Annotated in this window: 13 protein-coding genes and 1 pseudogene; 10 read left to right on the top strand and 4 right to left on the bottom strand. The window is 61.6% G+C overall.

Annotated elements, in window-relative coordinates; all coding sequences use genetic code 11:
- Together JMN22_RS24075 and JMN22_RS24070 are read left to right on the top strand one after the other, a co-directional pair.
- Positions 1 to 4,796 (top strand): annotated as a pseudogene (locus JMN22_RS24075) (LapA family giant adhesin); the annotation flags it as partial.
- Between the two features lie 181 nt (positions 4,797 to 4,977).
- Positions 4,978 to 5,316 (top strand): hypothetical protein, encoded by a 339-nt coding sequence (locus JMN22_RS24070; RefSeq protein WP_014335964.1) that lies wholly within the window; start codon positions 4,978 to 4,980, stop codon positions 5,314 to 5,316.
- Positions 5,317 to 5,628: 312 nt separating this feature from the next.
- On the opposite strand, the gene JMN22_RS24065 is transcribed toward JMN22_RS24070, so the two are convergent.
- From JMN22_RS24065 to lapG, 3 genes are all read right to left on the bottom strand, one after another.
- Positions 5,629 to 6,000: a DUF6124 family protein gene (locus tag JMN22_RS24065; RefSeq protein WP_030138322.1), complete on the bottom strand. Its 372-nt coding sequence runs from the start codon at positions 5,998 to 6,000 to the stop codon at positions 5,629 to 5,631.
- Positions 6,001 to 6,942: 942 nt separating this feature from the next.
- Complete coding sequence (lapD, locus tag JMN22_RS24060) at positions 6,943 to 8,889, bottom strand: cyclic di-GMP receptor LapD (protein ID WP_030138475.1); 1,947 nt, start codon at positions 8,887 to 8,889, stop codon at positions 6,943 to 6,945.
- Between the two features lie 14 nt (positions 8,890 to 8,903).
- A complete protein-coding gene (lapG, locus tag JMN22_RS24055) occupies positions 8,904 to 9,527 on the bottom strand; it encodes a cysteine protease LapG (protein ID WP_407684463.1) in 624 nt (207 codons plus the stop codon).
- Positions 9,528 to 9,796: 269 nt separating this feature from the next.
- On the opposite strand from lapG, the gene JMN22_RS24050 reads away from it, so the two are divergent.
- The 5 genes from JMN22_RS24050 to JMN22_RS24030 all read left to right on the top strand — a co-directional run bounded on the left by JMN22_RS24050 (position 9,797) and on the right by JMN22_RS24030 (position 16,792).
- Positions 9,797 to 10,477 (top strand): GntR family transcriptional regulator, encoded by a 681-nt coding sequence (locus JMN22_RS24050; protein ID WP_030138477.1) that lies wholly within the window; start codon positions 9,797 to 9,799, stop codon positions 10,475 to 10,477.
- A 686-nt stretch (positions 10,478 to 11,163) separates the two neighbouring features.
- Positions 11,164 to 11,940 carry a DUF3050 domain-containing protein gene (locus JMN22_RS24045; RefSeq protein ID WP_198798034.1) on the top strand — a complete coding sequence of 259 codons (777 nt, stop codon included), beginning with the start codon at positions 11,164 to 11,166 and terminating at the stop codon, positions 11,938 to 11,940.
- The gene (locus tag JMN22_RS24040; RefSeq protein WP_030138479.1) at positions 11,937 to 12,869 is read left to right on the top strand and encodes a diiron oxygenase; all 933 of its coding nucleotides are present in this window, start codon (positions 11,937 to 11,939) and stop codon (positions 12,867 to 12,869) included. The genes JMN22_RS24045 and JMN22_RS24040 overlap by 4 nt, the downstream gene beginning before the upstream one ends.
- Positions 12,870 to 12,879: 10 nt before the next feature.
- Positions 12,880 to 16,296, top strand: coding sequence for a non-ribosomal peptide synthetase (locus tag JMN22_RS24035; protein ID WP_198798033.1), 3,417 nt, complete (start codon positions 12,880 to 12,882; stop codon positions 16,294 to 16,296).
- A gap of 31 nt (positions 16,297 to 16,327) precedes the next feature.
- Complete coding sequence (locus JMN22_RS24030; RefSeq protein ID WP_198798032.1) at positions 16,328 to 16,792, top strand: SRPBCC family protein; 465 nt, start codon at positions 16,328 to 16,330, stop codon at positions 16,790 to 16,792.
- Positions 16,793 to 16,995: 203 nt separating this feature from the next.
- Here JMN22_RS24030 and JMN22_RS24025 read toward each other — a convergent pair whose 3' ends face one another.
- Positions 16,996 to 18,876, bottom strand: coding sequence for a methyl-accepting chemotaxis protein (locus JMN22_RS24025; protein ID WP_030138482.1), 1,881 nt, complete (start codon positions 18,874 to 18,876; stop codon positions 16,996 to 16,998).
- A gap of 265 nt (positions 18,877 to 19,141) precedes the next feature.
- Here JMN22_RS24025 and JMN22_RS24020 point away from each other — a divergent pair, with 265 nt between their 5' ends.
- The 3 genes from JMN22_RS24020 to JMN22_RS24010 all read left to right on the top strand — a co-directional run bounded on the left by JMN22_RS24020 (position 19,142) and on the right by JMN22_RS24010 (position 23,221).
- Positions 19,142 to 19,642, top strand: a complete 501-nt coding sequence (locus JMN22_RS24020; protein ID WP_198798031.1) for a sigma-70 family RNA polymerase sigma factor — start codon at positions 19,142 to 19,144, stop codon at positions 19,640 to 19,642.
- Between the two features lie 4 nt (positions 19,643 to 19,646).
- Complete coding sequence (locus JMN22_RS24015) at positions 19,647 to 20,630, top strand: FecR domain-containing protein (RefSeq protein ID WP_198798030.1); 984 nt, start codon at positions 19,647 to 19,649, stop codon at positions 20,628 to 20,630.
- An 86-nt stretch (positions 20,631 to 20,716) separates the two neighbouring features.
- Positions 20,717 to 23,221 carry a TonB-dependent siderophore receptor gene (locus JMN22_RS24010; RefSeq protein ID WP_198798029.1) on the top strand — a complete coding sequence of 835 codons (2,505 nt, stop codon included), beginning with the start codon at positions 20,717 to 20,719 and terminating at the stop codon, positions 23,219 to 23,221.
- Positions 23,222 to 23,355 lie beyond the last annotated feature (134 nt).

Here is a 23,355-nt window from a genome sequence, read left to right as displayed (position 1 = left end):
ATGTGCCTGTCGGCAACGACGTGTACCAAGGTCCAACGACTGTCACCGAATCGATCAAAGATGCATCCGGCGGTAATCTCGAAGCCATTGCTCCAAACACTGCTCCAGTCAGCACCGTGGTTAGCGACGTCAATGACACCACCACGGTGACATTGACCGCCACACCGACCGTGAACGAAAACGGCACCATCACCTACACCGCCACGCTGACCGGCGCAGACGGCAAACCTGTCACCGCACAAAACGGTCCGGTTACCGTAACGTTGGAAAGCGGCAAGACCATCACCATCGCCGCCGGCGCAAGTTCAGGCGCGCTCGATGTGCCTGTCGGCAACGACGTGTACCAAGGCCCAACCACCGTCACCGAATCGATTAAAGATGCATCGGGGGGTAATCTCGAAGCCATCGCACCGAACACCGCGCCTGTGAGCACCGTGGTTAGCGACGTCAACGACACCACCACGGTGACATTGACCGCTACGCCGACCGTGAATGAAAACGGCACGATCACCTACACCGCGACCCTGACCGGTGCCGACGGAAAACCGGTCACCGCGCAAAACGGTCCAGTGACCGTAACCTTGGACAGCGGCAAGACCATCACCATCGCTGCGGGCGCAAGCTCGGGTGCGCTCGATGTGCCTGTCGGCAACGACGTGTACCAAGGTCCAACGACTGTCACCGAATCGATCAAAGATGCATCCGGTGGCAACCTCGAAGCCATCGCACCGAACACCGCGCCTGTGAGCACCGTGGTTAGCGACGTCAACGACACTACCACCGTGACGCTGACCGCCACGCCGAACGTGAACGAAAACGGCACCATCACCTACACCGCCACCCTGACCGGCGCCGACGGCAAACCCGTCACCGCTCAGAACGGTCCAGTGACCGTGACCTTGGAAAGCGGCAAGACCATCACCATCGCCGCCGGCGCAAGCTCGGGTGCGCTCGATGTGCATGTCGGCAACGATGTCTACACCGGTGCGCCGTCCATCACCGAGTCGATCAAATCGGCCTCCGGAGGCAATCTCGAAGCCATCGGCGTCAATAGCGCCGGCGCGTCGACGGCCGTGGGCGACACTGTCGACAACACCACCGTCAGCATCAGCGGCAGCACCTCCGTCACCGAAGGCCAGGCCGCCACGTACACCGTCAGCCTGACGAACCCGGCGCAAACCGAAGTGACGGTGAAGATCGTCTACAGCGGTACCGCCGCCGACGGCTCGGACTTTACCGGCGTCTACACCGTGAAGATTCCGGCCAACGCCACCAGCGCCAACTTCAACGTGGCCACCCTGGACGACAAGATCACCGAAGGCACTGAAAACTTCGTGGTCAAGATCGACTCGGCCACTGGCGGCAATTTCGAGCACCTGGCGGTCAGTGGGACCAACGGCAGCGTCAGTACGTCGATCATCGACAACGACACGCCGCCTGCGCTTGACCTGGATGCCAACGATTCCAGCGGCAAGACCGGCGCCGACTACCAGGTGACCTTCACCGAAGGCACTTCCGGCCCGGGCGTGTCCATCGCCGACACCGACCTGAAGATCACCGACCCGGACAGCACGATGCTGACCGGCGCCACCATCGTGCTGACCAACCGTCAGCCTGGCGATCATCTGAACCTGGGCAACAGCGTCAACGGCATCAGCATCAACGCCAACAGCACCGACGGCAAAGTCGTCCTGACGCTGACGGGCAATGCGACGCTGGCCGACTACATGCAGCAGATCAAGAACATCAGCTTCATCAACAACAGCGAAGACCCGAGCAGCGTACCGCGCGTGATCACCGTGACGGTGACTGACGGCGCAAGCTACTCCAACACCGCCACCACCACCGTGAACGTGGTCGGCGTCAACGATGCACCGGTCGCCACGGGCGGTTCGGTGACCGGTACCGAAGACACTTCGCTGGTGCTTGGCTGGTCGACCTTCGGCGTCAGCGACGTGGACAGCTCCGCCGCCAGCCAGGGCGTGAAAATCACCGGGCTGCCAGGCGATGGCAAGCTGCAGTACCTGGACGGTGCGACCTGGAAGGACGTGGCCAACAACCAGACCTTCACCAAGGCCGATATCGATGCCGGCAAGCTGCGCTTCACGCCAGATGCCAATGAATCCGGGACCAATGGCTACGGTGGCAGCGGCGTGGGCAACCAACAGGCTGACTACACGCAGATCAAGTTCCAGCCTACCGACGGCCAGGCGCTGGGCAACACCGGCACGGTGAAGATCGACATCACGCCGACCGCCGACGCACCGACCCTCAACGTGGCCGGCAACAACGTGACCTCCACTGGCTTGATCAAGGAAGTCTGGACCGGCCTGTCGGGCCTGGGCACCGATGGCAGCGGCGCGCCGTCCGGCACACTCAAGTCGGTGATCGATGCCGCCGGCACGCCGAACAGCAGCACCAACGTGACCAACGTCCAGAACGACAGCAACGTCAATCCGGGCACCGCGTCGAAGACCTCGGGGCTGATTTTCCTGGAAGCTGGCAAGACCTATACCTTCAGTGGCACGGGCGATGACAGCCTGTTGGTGACGGTCGGCGGCAAGGACGTGGCGGGTATCACCTGGGGCGCGGGTGGCCAGCTCAATGGTTCGTTCACCCCGACCAGCAGCGGCTACTACACCCTGGACATCTACCACCACAACCAGACCGGCCCGGGCAGCTATGACGTGAACCTGTCGATCAACGGCAGCACGCCGGTAGACCTGAGCAGTGCCGGCGTACCGCTCTACACCGGTGTCACCGACCTGACGAACGCCGGGGTCAGCGTTTCCGACCTGCACGGCACCAACGGCGAAGGCTACTACGACGGCTTCAAGCTCAACGAAGGTGGCGAAGGCGGCAGCGTGAACCTGTCGAAGATCACCACCGCGCTGACCGACACCGACGGCTCCGAAAGCCTGAGCGTGAAGATCGGCGGCATGCCGGAAGGCAGCGTGCTGAGCGACGGCGCCGGCCACACCGCGATCGTGGGTGCCAACGGCGAGGCCTCGGTGACTGGCTGGAACCTGGGCAGTCTGAACCTGACGCCACCGACCTACTACAACGGCCAGATCAACCTGACGGTAACGTCGACCTCCACCGAATCCCTCGGCGGGTCGGCCGTGACGACCGCGCAGATCCCGGTCACCGTTTACCCGGCGACCTATAACGCCGTCACCGCCACCTCCGGCAGCGACAATGTCACCGGTACCGATGGCAACGACATCGTGGTCGCCGACATCGGCGGACTGACCGTGGTGCCGGGCGTCAACTACAACATCGCCTTCATGGTCGACAGCTCCGGCAGCATGAGTTCGTCGTCCGTTACCGCCGCGAAGAACTCGCTGACCCAGGTGTTCAACACGCTCAAGCAGAGCCTGGGCAGCAACTCCGGGACGGTGAACATCTTCCTGGCGGACTTCGATAACCAGGTCAACAAGAACGTTGCGGTCAACCTCAACGACCCGAACGCGCTGACACTGCTCAAGAACGTGCTCGACTCGATGGTGTCCGGCGGCAATACCAACTATGAAGACGTGTTCAAGACCACCGCAAACTTCTTCAACAGCACCCAGGCCCTGAGTAATACCGGTGCGAAGAACCTGACGTACTTCATCACCGACGGTGAGCCAACGCGCTACCAGTCCGGCGAAGAGACGAACCCAGTGTTGTACGGCACCGTCAAGCTCGACGACGTCCTGAGCGCGGCCAACTACACCGTGGGCAAGTACTACACCCAGACGATCGACAGCACGCACAAATTCATCATCGAAGAAAATGGGGACATGTACCTGTCCATCAAGAACGGCAAGAATTGGAACGAAAACTACGTCGGCACGGTGCATGCCGAGGGCAACGGCACGTTCGAGTTCTCCAACGTGGACGGCGGCGGGTGGAACGACGCCTCGGCAGCAGCCGGCTCAACGGCCAGCTTCACCCTGCTCAAAGGCTTGAGCAACGTTGAAGCCATCGGCCTGAACAACGGCGTGACCCTTGACGACCTCAAGCCGTACGACTCCGATGGCAAGCCGCAAACCAACATCGACCCCAAGGACCTGGCCAACTCGATCATCGGCCACACCGAAGCGACGTTGCCAGGTGCCGACACGGTCAATGGCGGCGACGGCAATGACATCCTCTTCGGCGATCTGGTGAGCTTCAACGGCATCACCGGCGAGGGTTACCAGGCGATCCAGTCGTTCGTGGCCCAGCAAAGCGGCGTCGACGTCAGCAAGATCACCACCAGCAACGTGCACCAGTACATCACCGAGCACTACACCGCGTTCGATGTGTCTGGCGCCCATGATGGCAACGACACCCTGCTGGGCGGCGCCGGTAACGACATCCTGTTCGGCCAGGGCGGCAACGACCTGCTGGACGGTGGCAAGGGCAATGACATCCTGCTCGGTGGCAGCGGTGCCGATACCCTGATCGGCGGCAAGGGCAACGACACCCTGATCGGTGGCCTGGGCGGCGACACCTTCGTCTGGAAATCCGGCGACACCGGTACTGACGTGATCAAGGACTTCAAGGCCGGCGACGGTGATCGGATCGATCTGCGGGACCTGCTGCAGGGCGAAACCGGCAGTACCATCGACCACTTCCTGAAAATCACCACGGTCGATGGCGTTTCCTCCTTGCAAGTCAGCACCACCGGCCAGTTCAACACGGCCAACAGCGCAGCGGCGCCGGACGTGACGATCAAGCTCGAAGGCAACAACTGGTCGAACATCAACCTGAACTCCCTCATCGCCGGCAGTGATCCGACCATCAAGATCGATCACAACAACAGCTGACGCTGACACGGACCCCGTGGCGAGGGAGCTTGCTCCCGCTGGGGCGCGAAGCGGCCCTGTTTTTAGGGCTGCCGAGCAGCCCAGCGGGAGCAAGCTCCCTCGCCACGGATAAGTGTTCAAACGCCCCCTGGTTGGCCTATGCTGCCCAGCATGACGCCGCTTCATACATGAGGGATGCCCGATGTTTTATGTGCAACGTGATGCACAAGGCCTGCTGGTGCGCGTCGAAGCCACCGCTTACGCCGAGGCCACCGAGACCTTGCCGGCCGACAACCATGAAATCCAGGACTGGTTCGCCAACCAGGCAGTAGAAAACAGCCTCAAGCAGCTCAAGCAAAGCGACTTGGAGATGATCCGGGTACTCGATGACTTGATCCAGGTGCTGACCAGCAAAGGCGTCATTCGCGTCACCGACCTGCCACCCGCGGCCCAGGCCAAGCTGATGGACCGCAACCAGGCCCGTGAAGCGCTGGGCGGGCTGAGCCGGTTGATCGATGATGATGAGAAGGGGTTGATCTAGGCTCCCACGTCATTTCAGGCAGCACACAACACCTGTGGCGAGGGGATTTATCCCCGCTGGGCTGCGCAGCGGCCCTAAAACCCAGCCGCCTCGGTGTGTCAGGCAGTTCACCTTTAGGTATCTGGGGCTGCTACGCAGCCCAACGGGGATAAATCCCCTCGCCACGGGTTTGGAATTGTCTGGGCTGACGCCTTCGCGAGCAGGCTCGCTCCCACAGTTCATTTTGTGTTGATTTCGATATTTCGGTTCAACACAGATCAGTGTGGGAGCGAGCTTGCTCGCGAAAGCGGTCTTCAATTCACCACAGGTCTTTCAGATTGTGGCTTGAACCTCAAGCCGATCCATCGCCCGTTCCACCAGCAAATGCACCCCATCCGCCATGCGGCTGATCGCCAGGATCACGCTGCGGCGCGAGCCGTCGACGTCATCCGCCAGGTTGGCGGCGATGGCGCTGATGGACAGCAGGTCTTCGGAGGCGTTGGCCAGTAGGGTTTCGGTGTCGATGTCCGGGGCGACCATGAAGAGTTGGGGCCCTTGGGATTTGTTCGAGGATTGATCGGCGGGTTTGGGGTTGAGGTAGTAGTCGAGGACGCGTTCGGCGGCTTCGTCGAGTTTTTTGGATTTCGAGGATTTGTCAGAGGCGTTGCCAGGGCTTCCTGGCGGATTTGGAGTTGCTTTGAACATTTGAGATTTCCTAAACAGTTAAGTGGAAGCCGTCACCGTTCGCTTGCACGCGAATGAGGGTGGCGGCCGTACGCAGGTGTGCAAGACCGGGCCTGTTTAGGACACCCGGCAGATCCAAGGATCTCCCGCGTGCAGCCGCCATAAAGCCAGTGGACAGAAAAAAGCCCATGAGCGATGTAGCGTCGCATCCTAAACAGTTTCTTCGGACTTGCACGTCCGTGTCACCGTTTTTTCAGTGACAAACCCAGACTAGCCACTAGATGGACGCCGGACAAGTTCACCGACTTCGCCAGAACTTGAAGGAAATCTCCTAGGACCTGGCTTTTAGGAGGTGGATCCATTTCTGCGGTAACGGCTGCTGGCGGTGCTATCGCGAGCAAGCTCGCTCCCACATCGGATTTCCAGCAGCAGCCCGATGCAGGTTTGCCGCAAATCCTGTGGGAGCGAGCCTGCTCGCGAAGAGGCCAGTGCATTCACATCTTCATCGACCGTTCGATTGTCTTCGCGAGCAGGCTCGCTCCCACAGGGCAAACGCGGTCTCACCAAGAACTAGATCGGCCATCAAGCCGCCTCGCTTTGGCTTTGGCTTTGGCTTTGGCTTTGGCTTTGGCTTTGGCTTTTGCTTTGGCTTTGGCTTTTGCTTTTGATCTGCCAGGCCCCGTTAACCACGATGGCCGAACGCAGGCATTGTGGAGCGGGCAACCCGGCATGGATGCCGGGTTAGCCGCGCAGGGCCATGGATGGCCCATCGCGGCGGGCCCACGGAGCAATGCCGGAGTGAGGGCATGCCGAGCCTCGGCGAGGCACCGAGTGGTGGGGCGAGCCTTTTTTGCTTACTTTTTTTGGCGTCTGAAAAAAAGTAAGCCGCCGTAAGGGCGGAACCCTAAGCCGCCGTGACCGCAGTAACGGATATGTACCCGGTCAAAAATTAGCCAACAACCCTCACCCCCAACGCCGAGGCTCACCCACCAACTGCCCCTGCACCCCAAACAACCCCATCTCCCGAATCACCGCCAACTCCCCCTCCGTCTCCACCCGCTCAGCAATCAACGGCAGATCAATACTATGGGCGGCACGCTGGATAGCTTCAATGAACAGACGCTTGTCGCTCTCCTGATCAATCGCGCGAATGTAACTGCCATCGATCTTCAGATAGGCCAACCCCAGCCGCGACAAGTTGCCGATCATGCTGAACCGCCCACCAAAGCGCTGCAGGCTCAGGGAGAAACCAAGCTCGCGCAACTGCCGGGTCAATTGCTCCAGCACCGCTTGCTCGGGCAGTTGCTCTTCACCAATCTCCAGCGTCAGGCGCGACCCAAGGTTGGAGTGGGACCGCAGTATTTCAAAAACCTTGGCCAGCGCCTGCGGATCGGCCAGCGTGGCGGAAGACAGGTTCAACGCCAAGGACTGCTCGTGCCCGGTCATCTGCTTGAGCACCTGTTCGAGCATCAGGCGATCCAGTCGCGCGGTCCAGCCAAAGCGCTCCAGCCAAGGCAGGAAACGCCCGGCAGGGATTGTCTGGCCCTGCTCGTCCAGCAGCCGCGAAAGCACCTTGTAATGCAGCACCACCTGGGTGTCCTGGGCGGCCACCACGGGTTGGAAGTACAGCTCGAAACGTTGATTGTCCAGGGCCTGGTCAAGTAGGTTGTGCCAGGCATGGTGATCATCGCCGACGCTGGCCGATGCGCTGTGATCCAGGCAGGCCCAGCTCGGTTCGCCCTGGCTTTCGGCCTGGGCCAACGCCTGGTCGCCGAGCTGGAGCACCGCTTGCGGCGAGTCGCCATGGACGAACGGCGCCAGCCCGATGGAGGCCACCGTCGCCATGTCCGTCGCGCCGGTGGCATGCAGGCTCGCCAACGCCGCTTCGAGGTTTTGCGCCAGTTGCAGCGCCTCCTCACGGACCAGTCCGGGCGCCAGCACGGCGAACTCACCACCGCGAATGCGCGTCACCAGGTTATGGGTTTCCGGGTACCGAGCGCACTCACGCAATAATTGCTCACCCACGGCTTTGAGCAACTGGTCAGTGCGCTGCCCGCCCAGCCGCTGGTTCAGACCGGCGAGGTCCTTGACCCGCAACAACAGCAGATAACCGGAACTGGCCTGCTCGGGATTGCTCACCCGTGCATGCAACTGCATCTCGAAATAGCGCCGGTTGGCCAATCCGGTGAGGTTGTCCTGGTACGACTCGATCCGCAGCTTCTCGCTGCGCTCGGCCTGCTCCTGGAACAATGCCTTGAGCTTCTCGACCATCTGGTTCATCGCCTGCACCACCCGGCGCAGTTCAGGCGTACGTGGCAGCTCCGGCAGGCTCAGGAATTCGCGCCGGGCGATGGCGTGGGACTGATGCACCATGTAGTCCAGCGGCTTGAGCTGGCGACGCAGCAGCAAGGCTCCCAACACCGCGCTCACGGCGCCGCACAGCAATAGCCAGCCCAGGCTGCCCAGGGCGCTCTGCCACAGCTTGGCGAGGGCGAACATCGGATGGCTGACCACTTCGACCCGCGCCGCCTGCTCCCAACCGCGGCTGACAATCGCGTCGCCGCCGGCCGGCTCCAGGCCAATGAGCTTGATGAACCACTGAGGAACGCTGCCGGCGTCAGGGGTACCGGTGCGCTCGACCAGGGTCTTGTCGGTGGCCACATCGACCACGCGGATGCTTGCGTAGTAGCCGCTGTCGAAGATCGAGCTGACCATCAACTCGACCATCGCCGGGTCGTCGATGTTCGGCGTCAAGGACAGTGCCAGCGCCGTGGCTGCGTCCTGGGCGTGGGAGCGCAGTTGATTGACGTACTGGGCCCGCGAGCTCTCCAGGCTGACCATGAAGCTGCCGCTGAAGGCAACCACCAGGAACAGACAAATAGCGATCAACAGCTGTTTGAACAAGGACATCTGAGCGCGCGCTCCTAGTTAGTCGTCTCGACCGGAAAACCTTCGGCCTGCATTTTCTTCAACACATCCTGCCACCGCGACAGGCGCTTGGTATCACTCACTTTCTTGTTGCCCTTGGTGCCCGGCAGCCACAGTCCCTCGGCGTTGAAGGAGTAGACCGGGAGCAAGTCGGTTCGCTGGCTGGCCGGCAGGATGCCGTCGATCAGGCTGTCGAGTACCAGCGGCATCGCATCAGGGGTGGCGTAGTAGGTGAGCACCATGTGCGCACGGTTCTGCCGCAGGGCCTTGACGTAGGTGATGCGCAGCTTGTCACTGGAAACGCCGAGGTGACGCAGGCTGAAGTACTTGGCAATCGCGTAGTCCTCACAATCGCCTGCGCCCTTCCACAGCGCCTGGATCGGGGTTTCCCAGTAATCGACCTCCCGCCACAGGTCGATGTCTTCCACGTAGCGCACCTTCTTGTTGAAAAACAGGTTCACCACCTTGAGCTGTTCCAATTCCGGAATCTGCTTCTGCGTCGCCAACAATTCCTGCCATGCATCGATCCGCTGCTGCCCTTCCCCCAACGGTCCATATAATGCTTGCGCCCGCCGGCTGATCTGCGCAAAGTCCCAGTCGGCGTGCAGGCCACCCAGCATCAGGCCCGCCAGCAGCAATGCCGAGCACAGCCAGCGCAAGAACCTGAGGACTGGGAAAGGTGCAGCCAAGGGAAATACGTCCGAAAGGGCGGTTGGAAAATTCGTTGGATGGTGAAGCCTGGCCCGGCAAAAGACAATGGCAGGTTGCAATCACCGCAAGCAGACTAAACTCTAGTTCAGGAACCGGCGCCGCGAGACTTTGACGGCTTGGCAATCTGTAACTAATGTTGGCTTGGATCCAATTTCGTTACTACCAGTCAGGTGTTGTCGTGACACAGAAGCCCAAACCGTTAAGCACTATCCAGGTCAACGGCCCCATTCCCGCAGCCCAGGCGCGCTCGATCATCGAAAGCTCCCTGCGCGAGGCCATTCTCGACGGACGCTTGCCCAGTGGCACCGCTGTGCGCCAGCAGGAACTGGCGGATCTGTTCGGCGTCAGCCGCATGCCGGTGCGCGAGGCGTTGCGTCAGCTCGAGGCGCAATCGTTGCTCACGGTGGTCCAGCACAAGGGTGCCGTTGTGGCGCCGTTGATCACCAGCAATGCGGTCGAGACCTATGCCCTGCGTTCGGTCCTGGAAGGCTTCGCCCTGCGCCTGTCCATCCCGCTGCTCGACGACAACGACTTGGCCATGGCCGCCCAATACATCGAACAGCTCGAAGGGCAGACCAGTTACGCCGAGATCGCCAGGCTCAACCGCTTGTTCCACATGTCGCTTTACCACAAGGCGCCCAACGCCAAGCTGCTGGACCTCATCGAGCGTGAACTCAACGAAGAAGAACGCTTCCTGCGTTTTCACCTATCGTCCATGGGCCTGGGCAAGCTGACCCAGGATGACCATCGCGCGATGCTCGACGCCGCGAAAGCCAAAGATATCGATCAAGCGGTTCTTCTGCTCGAAACCCATCTGGAGAAAGCCTCCGTCACTATGCGTCGGCACCTGGAACGTTAATCGAGTCGCCCCCCAGCGCCGGCCATCTGGCCGGCGCAGTATTTTCTTACACATCCTTCCCACACCTGGGTTGCCTAGCCACCACGGCCCGGCCGCGATTGCGTCCCGTCGTGGCATCAGTCCGATGGAACTGCTGTCGATTTGGGCTCACTCTTGCGCTTGTCGATTCAAAAATAGACCTGAAGAAGTCAGCGCCCGGTGGTAGCCAGGCGAATCGAAGCCATTACGCAAGGAGCGTCGCCCAACTGGCGGAAGGGCCGGTAGTCCGACCGGCACCCCGCCCTTAAAACACTTACTTCTTACTTTCCCGATCCCTGAAGTGCTCCGAGTGAGGCATTCACTCGAAACATTCGATTCTGATAGTTATAAATCGGAAGGAGCAACTTCGCCTCAATAAAACTTAAAACAAAAGTTTTAACCAACCTCTTCGCGCCCAATAAAACAGCAACTTTAAATAACTGAGAAATAACTTGCATGGCCTTTAAGTCTTGTACTAATTTTTAACTCGTCGAATTGGTATCGACCATTACAACCCTGACAAAACGCCTCTAGCACAGGCGCAGCGACCCGAATCGCGCAATAACCAGAAGTACTAACAACCCATGGACTCCGGTTCAAGCACTTGCTCGCCTCTTGAAAAGAAAGCGAGCAACTTCCGGACAAACATCATTGATGAGGACGTTCCAATGCAGCCAACCAAAGAACAACTATCTCTGAAAAAACACGAACTTGGCCAACACCCGGTTTTTTCCGAAATAACATCAATCGACCTGTTGCGCCGCTTTATGGAAAGTCATGTCTTCGCCGTTTGGGACTTCATGTCCCTGACCAAGCGCCTGCAACGGGAACTGACCTGCGTACATCTGCCGTGGCTGCCCCCGGCCGACCCGCACGCTGCGCGACTGATCAACGAGATTGTCTTGGGCGAAGAGTCCGACGACCGCCCCGGCGCGGGCTATTGCAGCCATTTCGAACTGTACCTGGACGCCATGCGCGAGGTCGGCGCGGACACCCGGCCGATCGAACGATTCATCGTCCTGCAGCAAGAGGGCGTCAGCCCCGACACGGCGCTGGACAGCGTCGAAGTCGAGCCCGCCGCCGCGCAGTTTGTGCGTCAAACGCTGCACACCGCCCTGCACGCGCCGGCCCACAGCGTCGCCGCCGCGTTCGTGCACGGTCGCGAGAGCGTCATCCCGCAAATGTTCCAGCGCATGCTGGACGCCTGGGGTATTGGCCTGGACCAGGCGCCGACGTTTCGGTACTACCTGCAACGGCACATCGAGGTGGACTCCGAAGACCATGGCCCGGCGGCGGAAAAACTGCTGGCGCGGTTGATCGACGGCGACCCGCAACGCGAGCGCGAAGTCCTGGCGGCCGCCATTGCCGCCGTCCATAGCCGTGCGGCGCTGTGGGATGGCCTGCGCCAGAGCATGGCCCAGCCTGTTGCGCAGGTGACGCCATGAACGCCATCCAATACCAATCCTTCGCCGACGCCTGGGAAAGCCGCGCCACCATCCGCACCCGGCCACGGCGCCGGGTCGAAGACGACGACAAGTTGATCTTCCCCATGAGCCGCCAGCCGCTGGTGCACAGCCAGACCTTCCTGAGCCATTGCCCGCAGTTGCGTGATTTTGTCCTGGTACAGAGCCTCTACAAATTCATCAACGACGTGGTGATTTTCGAGACCGAGCTGGTGGACCACACCGCCCGGCGTATCGCCAAGAATCGCTTCGGCATCGAGTTTCCGTTCGCCTGTCGCTACGACGCGATGACGGTGGTGGTGGATGAGGATTACCACGCCTTGGTGGCGATGGATTTCATGCAGCAAACCATCGACATGACCGGCATCACGCCGATCCCGCTGCCCCAGCAGATCGAACTCAGCCGCGCGATTCCCACCACCCTGGCGCGGGCGCCGGAGCATTTGCTCAGCGCCGTGGAACTGATCTGCATCGCCATCGCCGAGAACACCGTGACCAACGAAGTGGCCGCCTTCGCCCGGGACGATTCGGTCAAGGCCTCGATCAAGGGGTTGATGGCCGATCATCTGCTGGATGAGGGCCGGCATTCCGGTTTCTGGACACGGCTGGTGCAGATTTACTGGCGCACCGCGCCCGAAGAAGACCACGAGGCGATTGCGCGGTTGATGCCTGGGTTCATCGCCGATTACCTGGCGAGCGATCTGCAGCAGACCTTCGATTTCGAGCTGATCAGCCACTTGCCCGTCGACGAATCGGTGCGCCAGTCATTGCGCGAAGACGCCAGTGCGCTGGCTTATCCGATCAATCGTTTTCACCCGCTGGTGGGCAACATCACCCGTTTTTTCCGTGGTAGCTCGATGCTCGCGTCCCCCTGCGTGCGCGACGCCCTGGCCGATTACTTGACCCCATGAGGACCTTCCAATGAGACGCCTCGAAATTACACTGGCTGGCAACAGCCAGGCCATGGCCGAACTGGCCCGGGAACTTGAGGAACATGGCCATGGCGTCGCGAAGGCGCCGGCCGGCCACGGCACGTTCGACCTGTTGATCGACGACGGTACGGTGCCATGCGCCCTCGGGGCCCGTTTCCGCCTTCAGGTGCGCGTGGTACTCCAGGCCTTGCCCGGCCACGCGCTGCCACAACCGGTGGTAGTTTTTCGCGACGGCGCGCAGCGGATTCTGCTTCAGGACGTCATTCATGCGCAGGGCTGCGGCAACGGCCAATCGTTGCGTTTGCGCGCAATGGCGGCGGTGGTCGAGCATGCCGCACAGTTGGTCAGCCAGTTGTCGCGCGATGAGCACTGCTTCGACCAATGGCCGGCGACACGGGATGACGCTGCCGGCCCCGCGCACGGTCTGGACGTGCTGGAACCATTGGCCTTCGTACACCGCCTCAATCAGCAGGCGGTTCCCTGGCTGCTGGCCGCCGCCGAAGTGCCGGTGATGCACGACATCGAGCAACGCATGCTCGATGACGCAACGCAACCTGCGCTGTGGGTCGAAGGCCAAGCCATCGACTACAAGTCCTTGCGCGATTCCGTGCTGCGAATTCAGCAGGCCATGCCGGAAAGCCTGCGGGAAGCAACCGATCGCCCACGGGTGATCGGCGTGTGCCTGCCAAAATCGGCGCCGCTGTACGCAGCCATCCTGGCAGTGCTGGGGTGTGGGGCGGTGTACCTGCCGCTGGACCCGCAACACCCGGCGCAACGTCGGCGCTTCATTCTGGAAAACGCCAAGGCGGACCTGTTGCTCCATGACGGCAACAGCGATCTGGATGAACTGTCGATACCCACGCTGAACGTCCATCGACTGCCATCGTCGAGGCCGGCCATTCCTGCCTCGACGATTCGCCGGATCGTCAACATCGACGAACCGGCCGTGGCGATCTACACGTCCGGCACCACCGGCCAGCCCAAAGGCGTCTTGCTCAGCCATCGCAACCTCAGCCATTTCTGCGCCTGGTACAGCGACCATGTCGGGCTGCGGCGAGACAGCCGTGCGTTGCAGTTTTCCACGATCAACTTCGACGCGTCATTGCTGGACATGTTGCCGACCTTCATCCAGGGCGGGCTGTTGGTCGTGCCCAGCGAGGACCAGCGCCGCGACCCGCAGCAACTGGTGGCGTTGATTCGTGAGCAGCGCGTCAGCCACGCCTTCCTTCCACCTGCGCTGTTGAGTGTCATGCCGCTGGACGCGCCCTTGGGGCTGGTGCACCTGATTACCGGCGGGGATGTCTGCGAGCCTTACGTGATCGAGCGACTGGCGCCGCAGTGCCGGTTCCACAACATCTACGGCCCGACGGAAACCACGGTGTTGGCGACCACCCGGCAATTTGCGGTGGGCGACAACAACCGCAACCTGGGCACGCCCATCGCCAACGGGCAGGTGTTGATTCTCGACGAACAACGGCAACCGGTCCCCGACGGTACCCCCGGTGAGTTGTACATCGCCGGGCCTGGTGTCGGCCTGGGGTACCTGAACGATCCGGTGCTGACCGCCAGCCGTTATCTCGACCTGACGCTGCCCACCGGGCAGACGCTGCGGGTCTATCGCACCGGTGACATCGGCCAATGGACCGACAACGGGATCGAGCTCTGCGGCCGTCGCGATAACCAAGTGAAGATCCGCGGCTTTCGGGTCGAGCCCGAAGAGATCGAACATTGCCTGCGCGACCGTCAGTTGTTTCGCCAAGTGGCGGTGGGGGTCGATGAGCGACGGCGGATCCTGGCGTTCCTGGCAGGGCCCCTGGAGGATCAGCCCGGCGCCGCGCTCCAGGCCTTGCGGGCCCATGTGCAAAACACATTGCCCAACTACATGCACCCGGCGGCCTACGTCGAACTGCCCAGCCTGCCCTACACCAGCAACGGCAAGGTCGATCGCCGCGCGCTCCTTGCCACGGCGGGCTCGGTCCAGGCTGGCAGTCAGGGACGCCAACCGCAAAACGCTTTGGAAACACAGCTCCAGCAACTATGGGCCGAGCTGCTGGAACTGCCGGTGGAGGACATCGCCACCGACGAAAGTTTCTTCAACCTGGGTGGACATTCGATCCTGCTGTCGCGACTGCTGTTGAGCATTCGCCAGACATTCGGGCGCAGCCTGTCGATCAATCGCTTCATCGAAGCGCCGACGCTGATCACCCTGGCGAAGTTGCTCGACAGCCCTGGGCAAAGTGAGGCATCGACCCTCAGTCCCCAGGCGTTCATCGACGCCGAAGCCGAGCTCAACCTCGATCCGCTGCCGATCAGTCAGAGCGGTGATGTCCACAAGGTGATCGTGACCGGCGCCAACAGCTTTCTCGGTGTGCACATCGTCGAGGCGTTGCTGGCGTGGGGAGCCACGGAAGTGGCGTGCCTGGTGCGTGAATCCGCAGGGCAAAGCGCAGCCGAACGCTTTGCCCAGGCCCTGCGGGAAAACCATCTTGAGCACCTGGACCTGGGTCGGGTCAGCGTCTATGCCGCCGACATCACCCAACCACAACTGGGTTTGCCGGACGACATCTACCAGCGCCTCGACAGCACTTTCGGCGCGTTGGTGCACAACGCCGCCCACGTCAATCATGTGCTCGACTACGAGTCCCTGGCGCGGGACAACGTCGAGCCGATCTTCGAATGCCTGCGCCTGTGCGAAGGGCGCAGCAAGAAGATCTTCAACTTCGTCTCGACGTTGTCGGCCTCCAGCGCCTTGGACGCCGAGGGCCAGGTGCTGGAACTACCGGCGGCCGAGACACCGCCGATCTACATCAAGAACGGCTACAACCTGTCCAAGTGGGTCGGCGAGCGGATCCTGCAACGGGCCCGCGACCTGGGCGTGCGGGTCAATCTGTTCCGTCCCGGCAACATCAGCTTCAACAGCCAGACCGGGGTCTGCCAGCCCCACAAGAACCGCTTGATGCTGATGCTCAAGGGCTCGATCCAGCTCGGCCAGGTGCCAGATCTGTCGCTCAATTTCGACCTGATGCCGGTGGACTTCCTGGCCCGTTTCATCGCCTTCCACGCCAGCCGCTACCAACCCAACCAGGCCGTGTTCAACCTGCACAACCCCGAGCCGCTGAGCTGGGACGCCTACGTCGCGTCGTTTCGCGAGAGTGGCCGGGAATTCTCCCTGGTGAGCATCGCTGACTGGCAACGGCAATTGGCGCGAGTCGATACCGACAATGCGCTGTTTGGCGTACTGGGTTTCTACCTCAACGGCTTCGAGGAAGACATTGGCGACATCTCGCTGATCCGCCATGACAACGCCCGGTCCGGCGTACGGCAAATGGGCGCGCGCTACCCGGAAAAATCACCGGCCCTGCTGCGCCGTGGTGCCGACTATCTCAAGGCTATCGATTTCATCTGAAGCAACCCAACCCAACGCAAGGAGCAAGACCATGAGTGCATTCCAACCCGACACCCTGATCAAGAACCCCCAGGCCTGCCATGTCGAAACCTCGGTAGAAGTGCCTGCCGACGCGGCGCGAGTCTGGGACATAGTGGGTGATTTTGGCGGTTTCAACCGTTTCATCCCCGCGCTTGAACGCATCGAAATGACCGGCGAAGGCGTGCGATCCCTGCGCAAGAAATTCTTTCGCGATGGACAAAACCTGGTAGTGGAACAACTCAACAGCCGCGACGACCAGGCCATGCACATGACCTGGACGCTGATCTACAACACCCTGGGCATCGACAACCTCTGGGCGGCGATGCGCGTGGAGCCCCTGGCGAATAACCGCTGCCGCGCGACCTGGACCATCATCGCCGACCACACCGACGCGCATACACCGTCGGGGTTCCGAGACTTCCTGCAAGGGTTCGCCGATGAGGCGATGGGGAATGTGGTGAAGATGTTCGTCTGACCACAACCCTCTGTGGGAGCGAGCTTGCTCGCGAAAGCGGTGGGTCAGCTGGCATAAATGTCGCCAGGGCTGCCGTCTTCGCGAGCAGGCTCGCTCCCACATGGGCTCTGCGGTGGATGAAAAGATCTGGAGCCACCGCCAATCCCCGGTGGGAGCAAGCTTGCTCGGGGCGGCGATCCGACGATGGCGGTAGCTCCCCTGGATCAGATCTTGAAGCTGTCCACCAACTGCTTCAACCGATTGGCCTGCTGTGACAAGGCATCGCAATCCTTCAGGGTTTCGTTGAGGTTGGCGACGCTTTGCTGGTTCAAAGTGTTGATATGCGTGACGTCCATATTGAGGGTTTCCACCACGGCAGTCTGTTCTTCGGTCGCAGCGGCCACGGACTGGTTCATGCCATCGATTTCGCCGATGCGCTGGGTCACGCTGACCAGGCGCAGGCCGGCCTGGTTCGCCACTTCCACGCTCTCCTCGCTGGAGGCCTGGCTGGCGTTCATCGTGGTCACGGCCTCACGAGAGCCGACTTGCAACGACGTGATCATCTTGTGAATTTCTTCGGCCGACTCCTGGGTGCGATGCGCCAGGTTGCGCACCTCATCGGCCACCACCGCGAAACCACGTCCGGCTTCACCGGCACGGGCCGCTTCGATGGCGGCGTTCAAGGCCAGCAGGTTGGTTTGCTGGGAGATACCCTTGATCACGTCCAGGATGTGCCCGATGTTGTCGGTGCTCGCGTTCAGCGTTTCGATCTGGGTACACGACAGGCTGATCTTCTGCGACAGCTCGGTCATGGCCTGGATGGTTTTCTCTACTACTTGGCGACCGTCGTCCGCCTGTTCGCTGGCGCCACTGGCGTGCTGCGAAGCATCGGCGGCGTTGCGGGCGATTTCCTGGGTCGCGGCGCCCAACTGGTTGATCGCGGCGGCCACGCTGTTGGTGCGCGCGCTCTGCTCATCCGAACCGACGAGCGAGGCGTTGGAAGACGTCATCACCCGTTGCGACAGGTCATGCACCTGGCGCGTGGCGGAAGACACTTCGGCGATCGAAGCGTGAATACGTTCCACGAACTGGTTGAACGAACCACCCAACACCGCGAATTCGTCCTTGCCCTGCACGACCAGGCGCCGGGTCAGGTCGCCTTCACCCTGGGCGATGTCCTGCATGGCACGGCCCATGGTGGTCAGCGGACGCATCAGCACCTGGATCAACAAGCTCAACAGCAACGCAATCGCCGCCACCGCGACGAACATCGCGATCAGCGCCGACGTGCGGAACTGGCTCAGCGGCGCGTAGGCCTTGCTCTTGTCGATCGACAGGCCGATGTGCCACTCGGCGCCCGGCAAACCGGCTACCGGGGTGAACGAAAGGATGCGGTCCTGCCCGTTCAGCTCGACTTCCTGGATGCCCTTGCCGATGCGCACCGGGGTGCCTGGGTAGATGTCCTTGAGGTTCTTCATCACCTGGTCTTTGTCCGGGCTGACGATCACCTGACCGTCGCCGCTGACCAGGAACGCATGGCCGATGCCACCGAAATCCACGGAGTTGATGATCTTCACCAGGGTTTCCAGGCTCAGGTCACCACCGACCACACCGAGCAGCTCGCCGTTGTGCTTGACCGGCAGGGCAATGGTTACCACCAGGCCGCCAACGGCCGCCGCGTAAGGTGGGGTCAGCATGGTTTTATCGGCGGCGACGGCCTGTTTGTACCAGGGACGCTGACGTGGGTCATAACCGTCGGGCATCTTCGCGTCAGGCCGCTGGGTGAACACGCCGTTGTTCTGGCCCACGTAGGTGAACTGGAAGTTCGAGGTCAACGCCGGCTGGTCGACCAGCCCCGGCAAATCGGCGCCCGTCCCCTGATGCGCGATGTTTTGCGCCAGGTTTTCCAATACCAGTATCCGCCCACTCATCCAGTTCTGGACGCTGCTGGCCGTGAGGTCACCGGATTGCTCGATGGATGACTCAAGGCTGCGGCCGATGGTGTTGCGTTGCAAATAATCGTTGTAGAGCGTGAACAGGGCGAAAGCCAGAACCACCACACCAGAGGCGGCCAGGAGGATTTTGTGGCTGAACTTTAGATTCATGGATGGGACTTCTTATGCAGGGGATGGGGGTGCATTCCGGTTGGCAATTCCATGTAGCCGCAGAGCTGAGATTGGATCCGCTCCATTTTGGTGCACGCATACCTTGCTGTCGGCCAGCGCCTGGAAAAGATTAGCCGGTTGTACAATTGTCCGACGAGATGACCACTGAATCGGAAGGATTCCACGGCGAACGGTGGTTGCAAATTTAATGAACGCTTATGACAATGCGACCTATTATCATTTGTGATATCAGGCCATCGCGTTCATGTCCTCTCCCCAGTTAGCAGTACAGGCGCTCTACTGCAGCCACCACGGCTGGCTCCACACATGGTTGCGCAGCCGATTGGGCAACGCCGCCGATGCGGCCGACCTGGCCCAGGACACTTTCGTACGCCTGCTGCAACGCACCGAACGCCTGGATCTCAAGGCGCCCCGCGCTTTTCTGCGCACCGTCGCCCAAGGCCTGGTGATTGATCATTGGCGCCGAGAAGAAATCGAACGCGCCTATCTGGAAACCATCGCGCACCTGCCGGAAGCACAAACCCCCGGTGCCGAAGCCCAGGCGTTGATCCTTGAACTGCTGGAAGCCATCGCGCGCATGCTCGAAGGCCTCAAGCCCAAGGTGCGCAGGGCGTTCCTCCTGGCCCAGTGTGAAGGCATGACCTACAAGCAGATTGCCGAGCAAATGGGCATCTCGTTGCGGTCCGTGGAACGTTATGTCGCCGATGCGCTGTATCACTGCTACGTGCTGCGCTATGAAGATTGAGCCGATGGATCAAACCTCGCGGGGGCGCGGCCCTTCGCAACAAGTGGTCAAGCAAGCGATCCACTGGCTGCTGCGCCTGCGCAACCATGCCGCCAACCCGGTCCTGCGCCAACAGTGCGACGCTTGGCGCATCGCCCACAACGATCACGAACTGGCCTGGCAACGGGTGCAGTCGCTGCACAGCGAGCTGACGGCCAACCTTCGAGCCGTGCCCGGCGCCCACATCGCCCTCGACACCCTGGAAACCAGCGCCCAGCGCCTCGGTCGGCGCCAGGCGTTGAAACTATTGTCTGGCGTCGCCGTGGTGGGTGCCGCCGCGTGGCTGGGCAAGGATTTGGGCTGGCAGCCATGGAGTGCCGACTTCGCTACCGCCACGGGCGAACGACGCGGTTTTCAATTGCCGGACGGCACACGGCTGGAACTCAACACCCACAGCGCGGCCGATCTCGACTACACGGCGAGCCAACGCCTGATCACGTTGGCGCGCGGCGAAATCATGGTCACCTGCGGCCGCGATCCCGGACGCCCGCTGTTGGTGAAAAGCCGCGAAGGTTTGTTCGAAGGGTTGGAGGGGCGCTTCGTCGTACGCCAGGACAGCGACTGCACGCGCCTGAGCGTCACCAGCGGGCGGGTCGCCATTCGCTCGCACCAAGGCAGCGACGGCGCGCCGATCCAAGTGGAGGCCGGGCAAAGCTATCTCGTCAGCGCAACGACAGCGACCCTGGCACCGCCCTTGGACATGGACGCAGGCGCTTGGGCGGACGGCTTGATCGTCACGCGCAACATGCGCCTGGAAGACTTTCTCAACGAGGTCGGCCGCTACCGCCGGGGCTATCTGAAATGCGCCGCCTCGGTGGCGGACCTGCGTTTGTCCGGCGTCTTCCGCCTGGACGACATCGACAAGACGCTGGCCGTGCTCCCGCGCACGCTGCCCGTGCAACTGCGCTATCGAACCCGCTGGTGGCTGACAGTGGAACGTCCGGCCTGATTTTTTTTGGCGGGTTTTGCGCAGGCGTCCGGCTAGGACAGTAAGCAACGCTTATCTGCCTTCAGCGACTCCAACGGAAACCCATAATGACTGAGCGCGTAACCCTCAAGACCTCCTTCGGCTGTTCCCCGCAAACCAGCCTCTTGCGCCAAGCCGTCCGTGCCGCGCTGCTGAGCACGGCGCTGGGCGTCAGCGCTGCGCCGACGCTGGCCATCGCCGCGCAGGACGGCGTCACCGCCAGCCTCCAGAGCTACAACATCGCCGCGGGCCCGTTGAGCGAGGTGCTGAACCAGTTCGCGCGCCAAGCCGGGATTACCCTGGCGAGCACCCCCGAGCAGACCGCTGGCCGCCAGTCGCCGGGACTCAAAGGCGAGTATTCGGCGGACCAGGCCCTGAACCAGTTGCTCAATGGCTCGGGGCTGGTTGCGATCGGCCAGGAAGGCAGCGGCTACGTCTTGCAGGCCCAAGCCGCGGACAGCGCGCTGGCGCTGCCGACCACCGACGTCAAGGGTTTCGCCCTGGGTAACGCCTTGGGCAGCATGGCCGGCTACAACGCCACCCACAGCCAAGTCGCGACCAAAACCAGTACCGCCCTGCGCGAGACCTCACAAAGCGTATCGGTGGTGACCCGCGAGCAAATGGATGACCAGGGCGCGCAGACCGTTTCCCAGGCGATGCGCTACACCCCCGGCGTGCTGACCAACCCCTACGGCGCGACGCATCGCTACGACTACGTGGCCATGCGCGGCTTCAACGACGGCTCGGTGGACAACATCTACCTCGACGGCCTCAAGTCCATGGGTGACAGCGGCACCTACAGCTCCATGCAGGTCGATCCGTATTTCCTGGAACGGGTCGACATCCTCAAAGGCCCGTCCTCAGTGCTGTATGGCCGCAGCTCGCCGGGCGGCCTGGTGGCGCTCACCAGCAAGAAGCCGCTGTACGAGGCCTATCACCAAGTCCAGGCCACCGTCGGCACCCAGGGCCAGCGCGGCGTGGGCTTCGACTTCAGCGGGCCGGTGGACGATGAAAAACGCATCGCCTATCGCCTGGTCGGCCTGGCGGACACCTCCGACACCCAGTTCGATCACAACAAGGAAAAGCGCTTCACCCTGGCGCCCACCGTCAGCATCGACTTCACCGAGGACACCTCGCTGACCCTGCAAGCCTACCTGCAGCACGAACCCGACGGCGGCTACCATGGCGGCGTACCGGCCGATGGCGCGTTGCACAAGCGCAATGGCCGGCGGATCTCGGAACACTTCTTCGAAGGCGAGCCCGGCGTCGACGTGTACGAGCGTGACCAGCAGTCGTTCGGCTATCAATTCGAGCACCGCTTCAATGACGTCTTCACCGCCCGGCAGAACTTCCGCTACCTGGACTCCGACGTCACCAACAATCAGGTCTACGCCTTCGGCTGGACCAGCCCCACCAGCAACGAGTTGAACCGCTACTACACCGGCGCCAACGAAAAGCTGCGTTCATTCATCGTCGACAACATGCTGCAGGCCGAATTTTTCACCGGCGCGACCAAGCACACGGTGCTGATGGGCGCCGACTACCAGCGGCGCAAGACCGTGGTCGATTGGACCAGCGGCACCCTCGCTCCGATCAACGCCTTCGACCCGGTCTATGGCAATTCCGCGATCAGTAATCGCTCTGACACCAGCTATCTGCGGCGCCTGGAGCAGACCGGCGTCTACCTGCAAGACCTGATCGAAATGGACAAGTGGCGCTTCTCCCTGGGCCTGCGCCAGGACTGGGTCGAGACCTCGGACGAAAACCGCATCGCCGAATTCGGCCGCCCTGAAGGCACCGAGATCAACGACAAGCGCACCAAGCTCACTGGTCGCGTCGGGGCGCTGTATTTGTTCGATAACGGCCTGGCGCCGTACATCAGCTATTCGGAGTCGTTCAACCCCAATTCCTATGCCGACAGCGCCGGCAATCCTTTGCCGCCCACCGACGGCAAACAATGGGAACTGGGCCTGAAATACCAGCCGCCGGGCACGGATGATTTGTACACCGCCTCGCTGTTCCGCATCGACCAGGAGAACCTGGCGACCAAGCTGCCCCAGGACAACTTCTACCGCGCCGTCGGCGCCGTCCGCTCCCAAGGCCTGGAACTGGAAGCGCACGTGCAATTGACCGAACAGTTCAAGGTGCTGGGCAGCTACACCTTCACCGACATCGAATACTCGAAATCAATGGTGAGTACCCTGAGCACGCCCACCAACATCATCGAAAACAAAGGCAACTCACCGACCCAGGCCCCGCGCCACATGGCCTCGGTGTGGGCCGACTACAAATTCGACAGTGGCACGCTCGATGGCCTGCGACTGGGCGGCGGCGTGCGCTATGTCGGCTACAGCTGGGTCGACGCGGAGAACACCATGAAGGTGCCTTCGTACACGCTGTTCGATGCATCGGTGGGGTATGACCTGGGCAAGGTCGGCTTGAAAGGCGTGGATGTGCGCTTGAACGCCAACAACCTCACCAACGAAACCTACGTCGCCTCGTGTGCCAGCCTGAACTTTTGCTACATGGGTGAAGAGCGCAATGTGGCGGCTACTGTGAGTTATCAGTTCTGACCATCCTCCAGGCCAAACGCAATTGTCTGGCCTGAAAGATACCCCCTGTGGCGAGGGGATTTATCCCCGCTGGGGCGCGACGCGCGCCCAAAAAAAATTGGGGGGGGGGGCACCCACCCCGGGGTAAAACCCCC

The organism is Pseudomonas sp. HB05 (genome assembly GCF_016756915.1).
Lineage (GTDB): Bacteria > Pseudomonadota > Gammaproteobacteria > Pseudomonadales > Pseudomonadaceae > Aquipseudomonas > Aquipseudomonas alvandae.
Note: the sequence above shows the minus strand (reverse complement) of the source record. Positions and strands in the feature narration are given on the sequence as shown.

What these genes read in the sequence shown, in the direction of transcription:
- JMN22_RS24015 (WP_198798030.1), top strand. Translation starts at nt 19,647, where the DNA reads ATGGATCAAACCTCGCGGGGGCGCGGCCCTTCGCAACAAGTGGTCAAG.
- JMN22_RS24035 (WP_198798033.1), top strand. Translation starts at nt 12,880, where the DNA reads ATGAGACGCCTCGAAATTACACTGGCTGGCAACAGCCAGGCCATGGCC.
- JMN22_RS24020 (WP_198798031.1), top strand. Translation starts at nt 19,142, where the DNA reads ATGTCCTCTCCCCAGTTAGCAGTACAGGCGCTCTACTGCAGCCACCAC.
- JMN22_RS24070 (WP_014335964.1), top strand. Translation starts at nt 4,978, where the DNA reads ATGTTTTATGTGCAACGTGATGCACAAGGCCTGCTGGTGCGCGTCGAA.
- JMN22_RS24040 (WP_030138479.1), top strand. Translation starts at nt 11,937, where the DNA reads ATGAACGCCATCCAATACCAATCCTTCGCCGACGCCTGGGAAAGCCGC.
- JMN22_RS24025 (WP_030138482.1), bottom strand. Translation starts at nt 18,876, where the DNA reads ATGAATCTAAAGTTCAGCCACAAAATCCTCCTGGCCGCCTCTGGTGTG.
- JMN22_RS24030 (WP_198798032.1), top strand. Translation starts at nt 16,328, where the DNA reads ATGAGTGCATTCCAACCCGACACCCTGATCAAGAACCCCCAGGCCTGC.
- lapD (WP_030138475.1), bottom strand. Translation starts at nt 8,889, where the DNA reads ATGTCCTTGTTCAAACAGCTGTTGATCGCTATTTGTCTGTTCCTGGTG.
- lapG (WP_407684463.1), bottom strand. Translation starts at nt 9,527, where the DNA reads ATGCTGGGTGGCCTGCACGCCGACTGGGACTTTGCGCAGATCAGCCGG.
- JMN22_RS24045 (WP_198798034.1), top strand. Translation starts at nt 11,164, where the DNA reads ATGCAGCCAACCAAAGAACAACTATCTCTGAAAAAACACGAACTTGGC.
- JMN22_RS24010 (WP_198798029.1), top strand. Translation starts at nt 20,717, where the DNA reads ATGACTGAGCGCGTAACCCTCAAGACCTCCTTCGGCTGTTCCCCGCAA.
- JMN22_RS24065 (WP_030138322.1), bottom strand. Translation starts at nt 6,000, where the DNA reads ATGTTCAAAGCAACTCCAAATCCGCCAGGAAGCCCTGGCAACGCCTCT.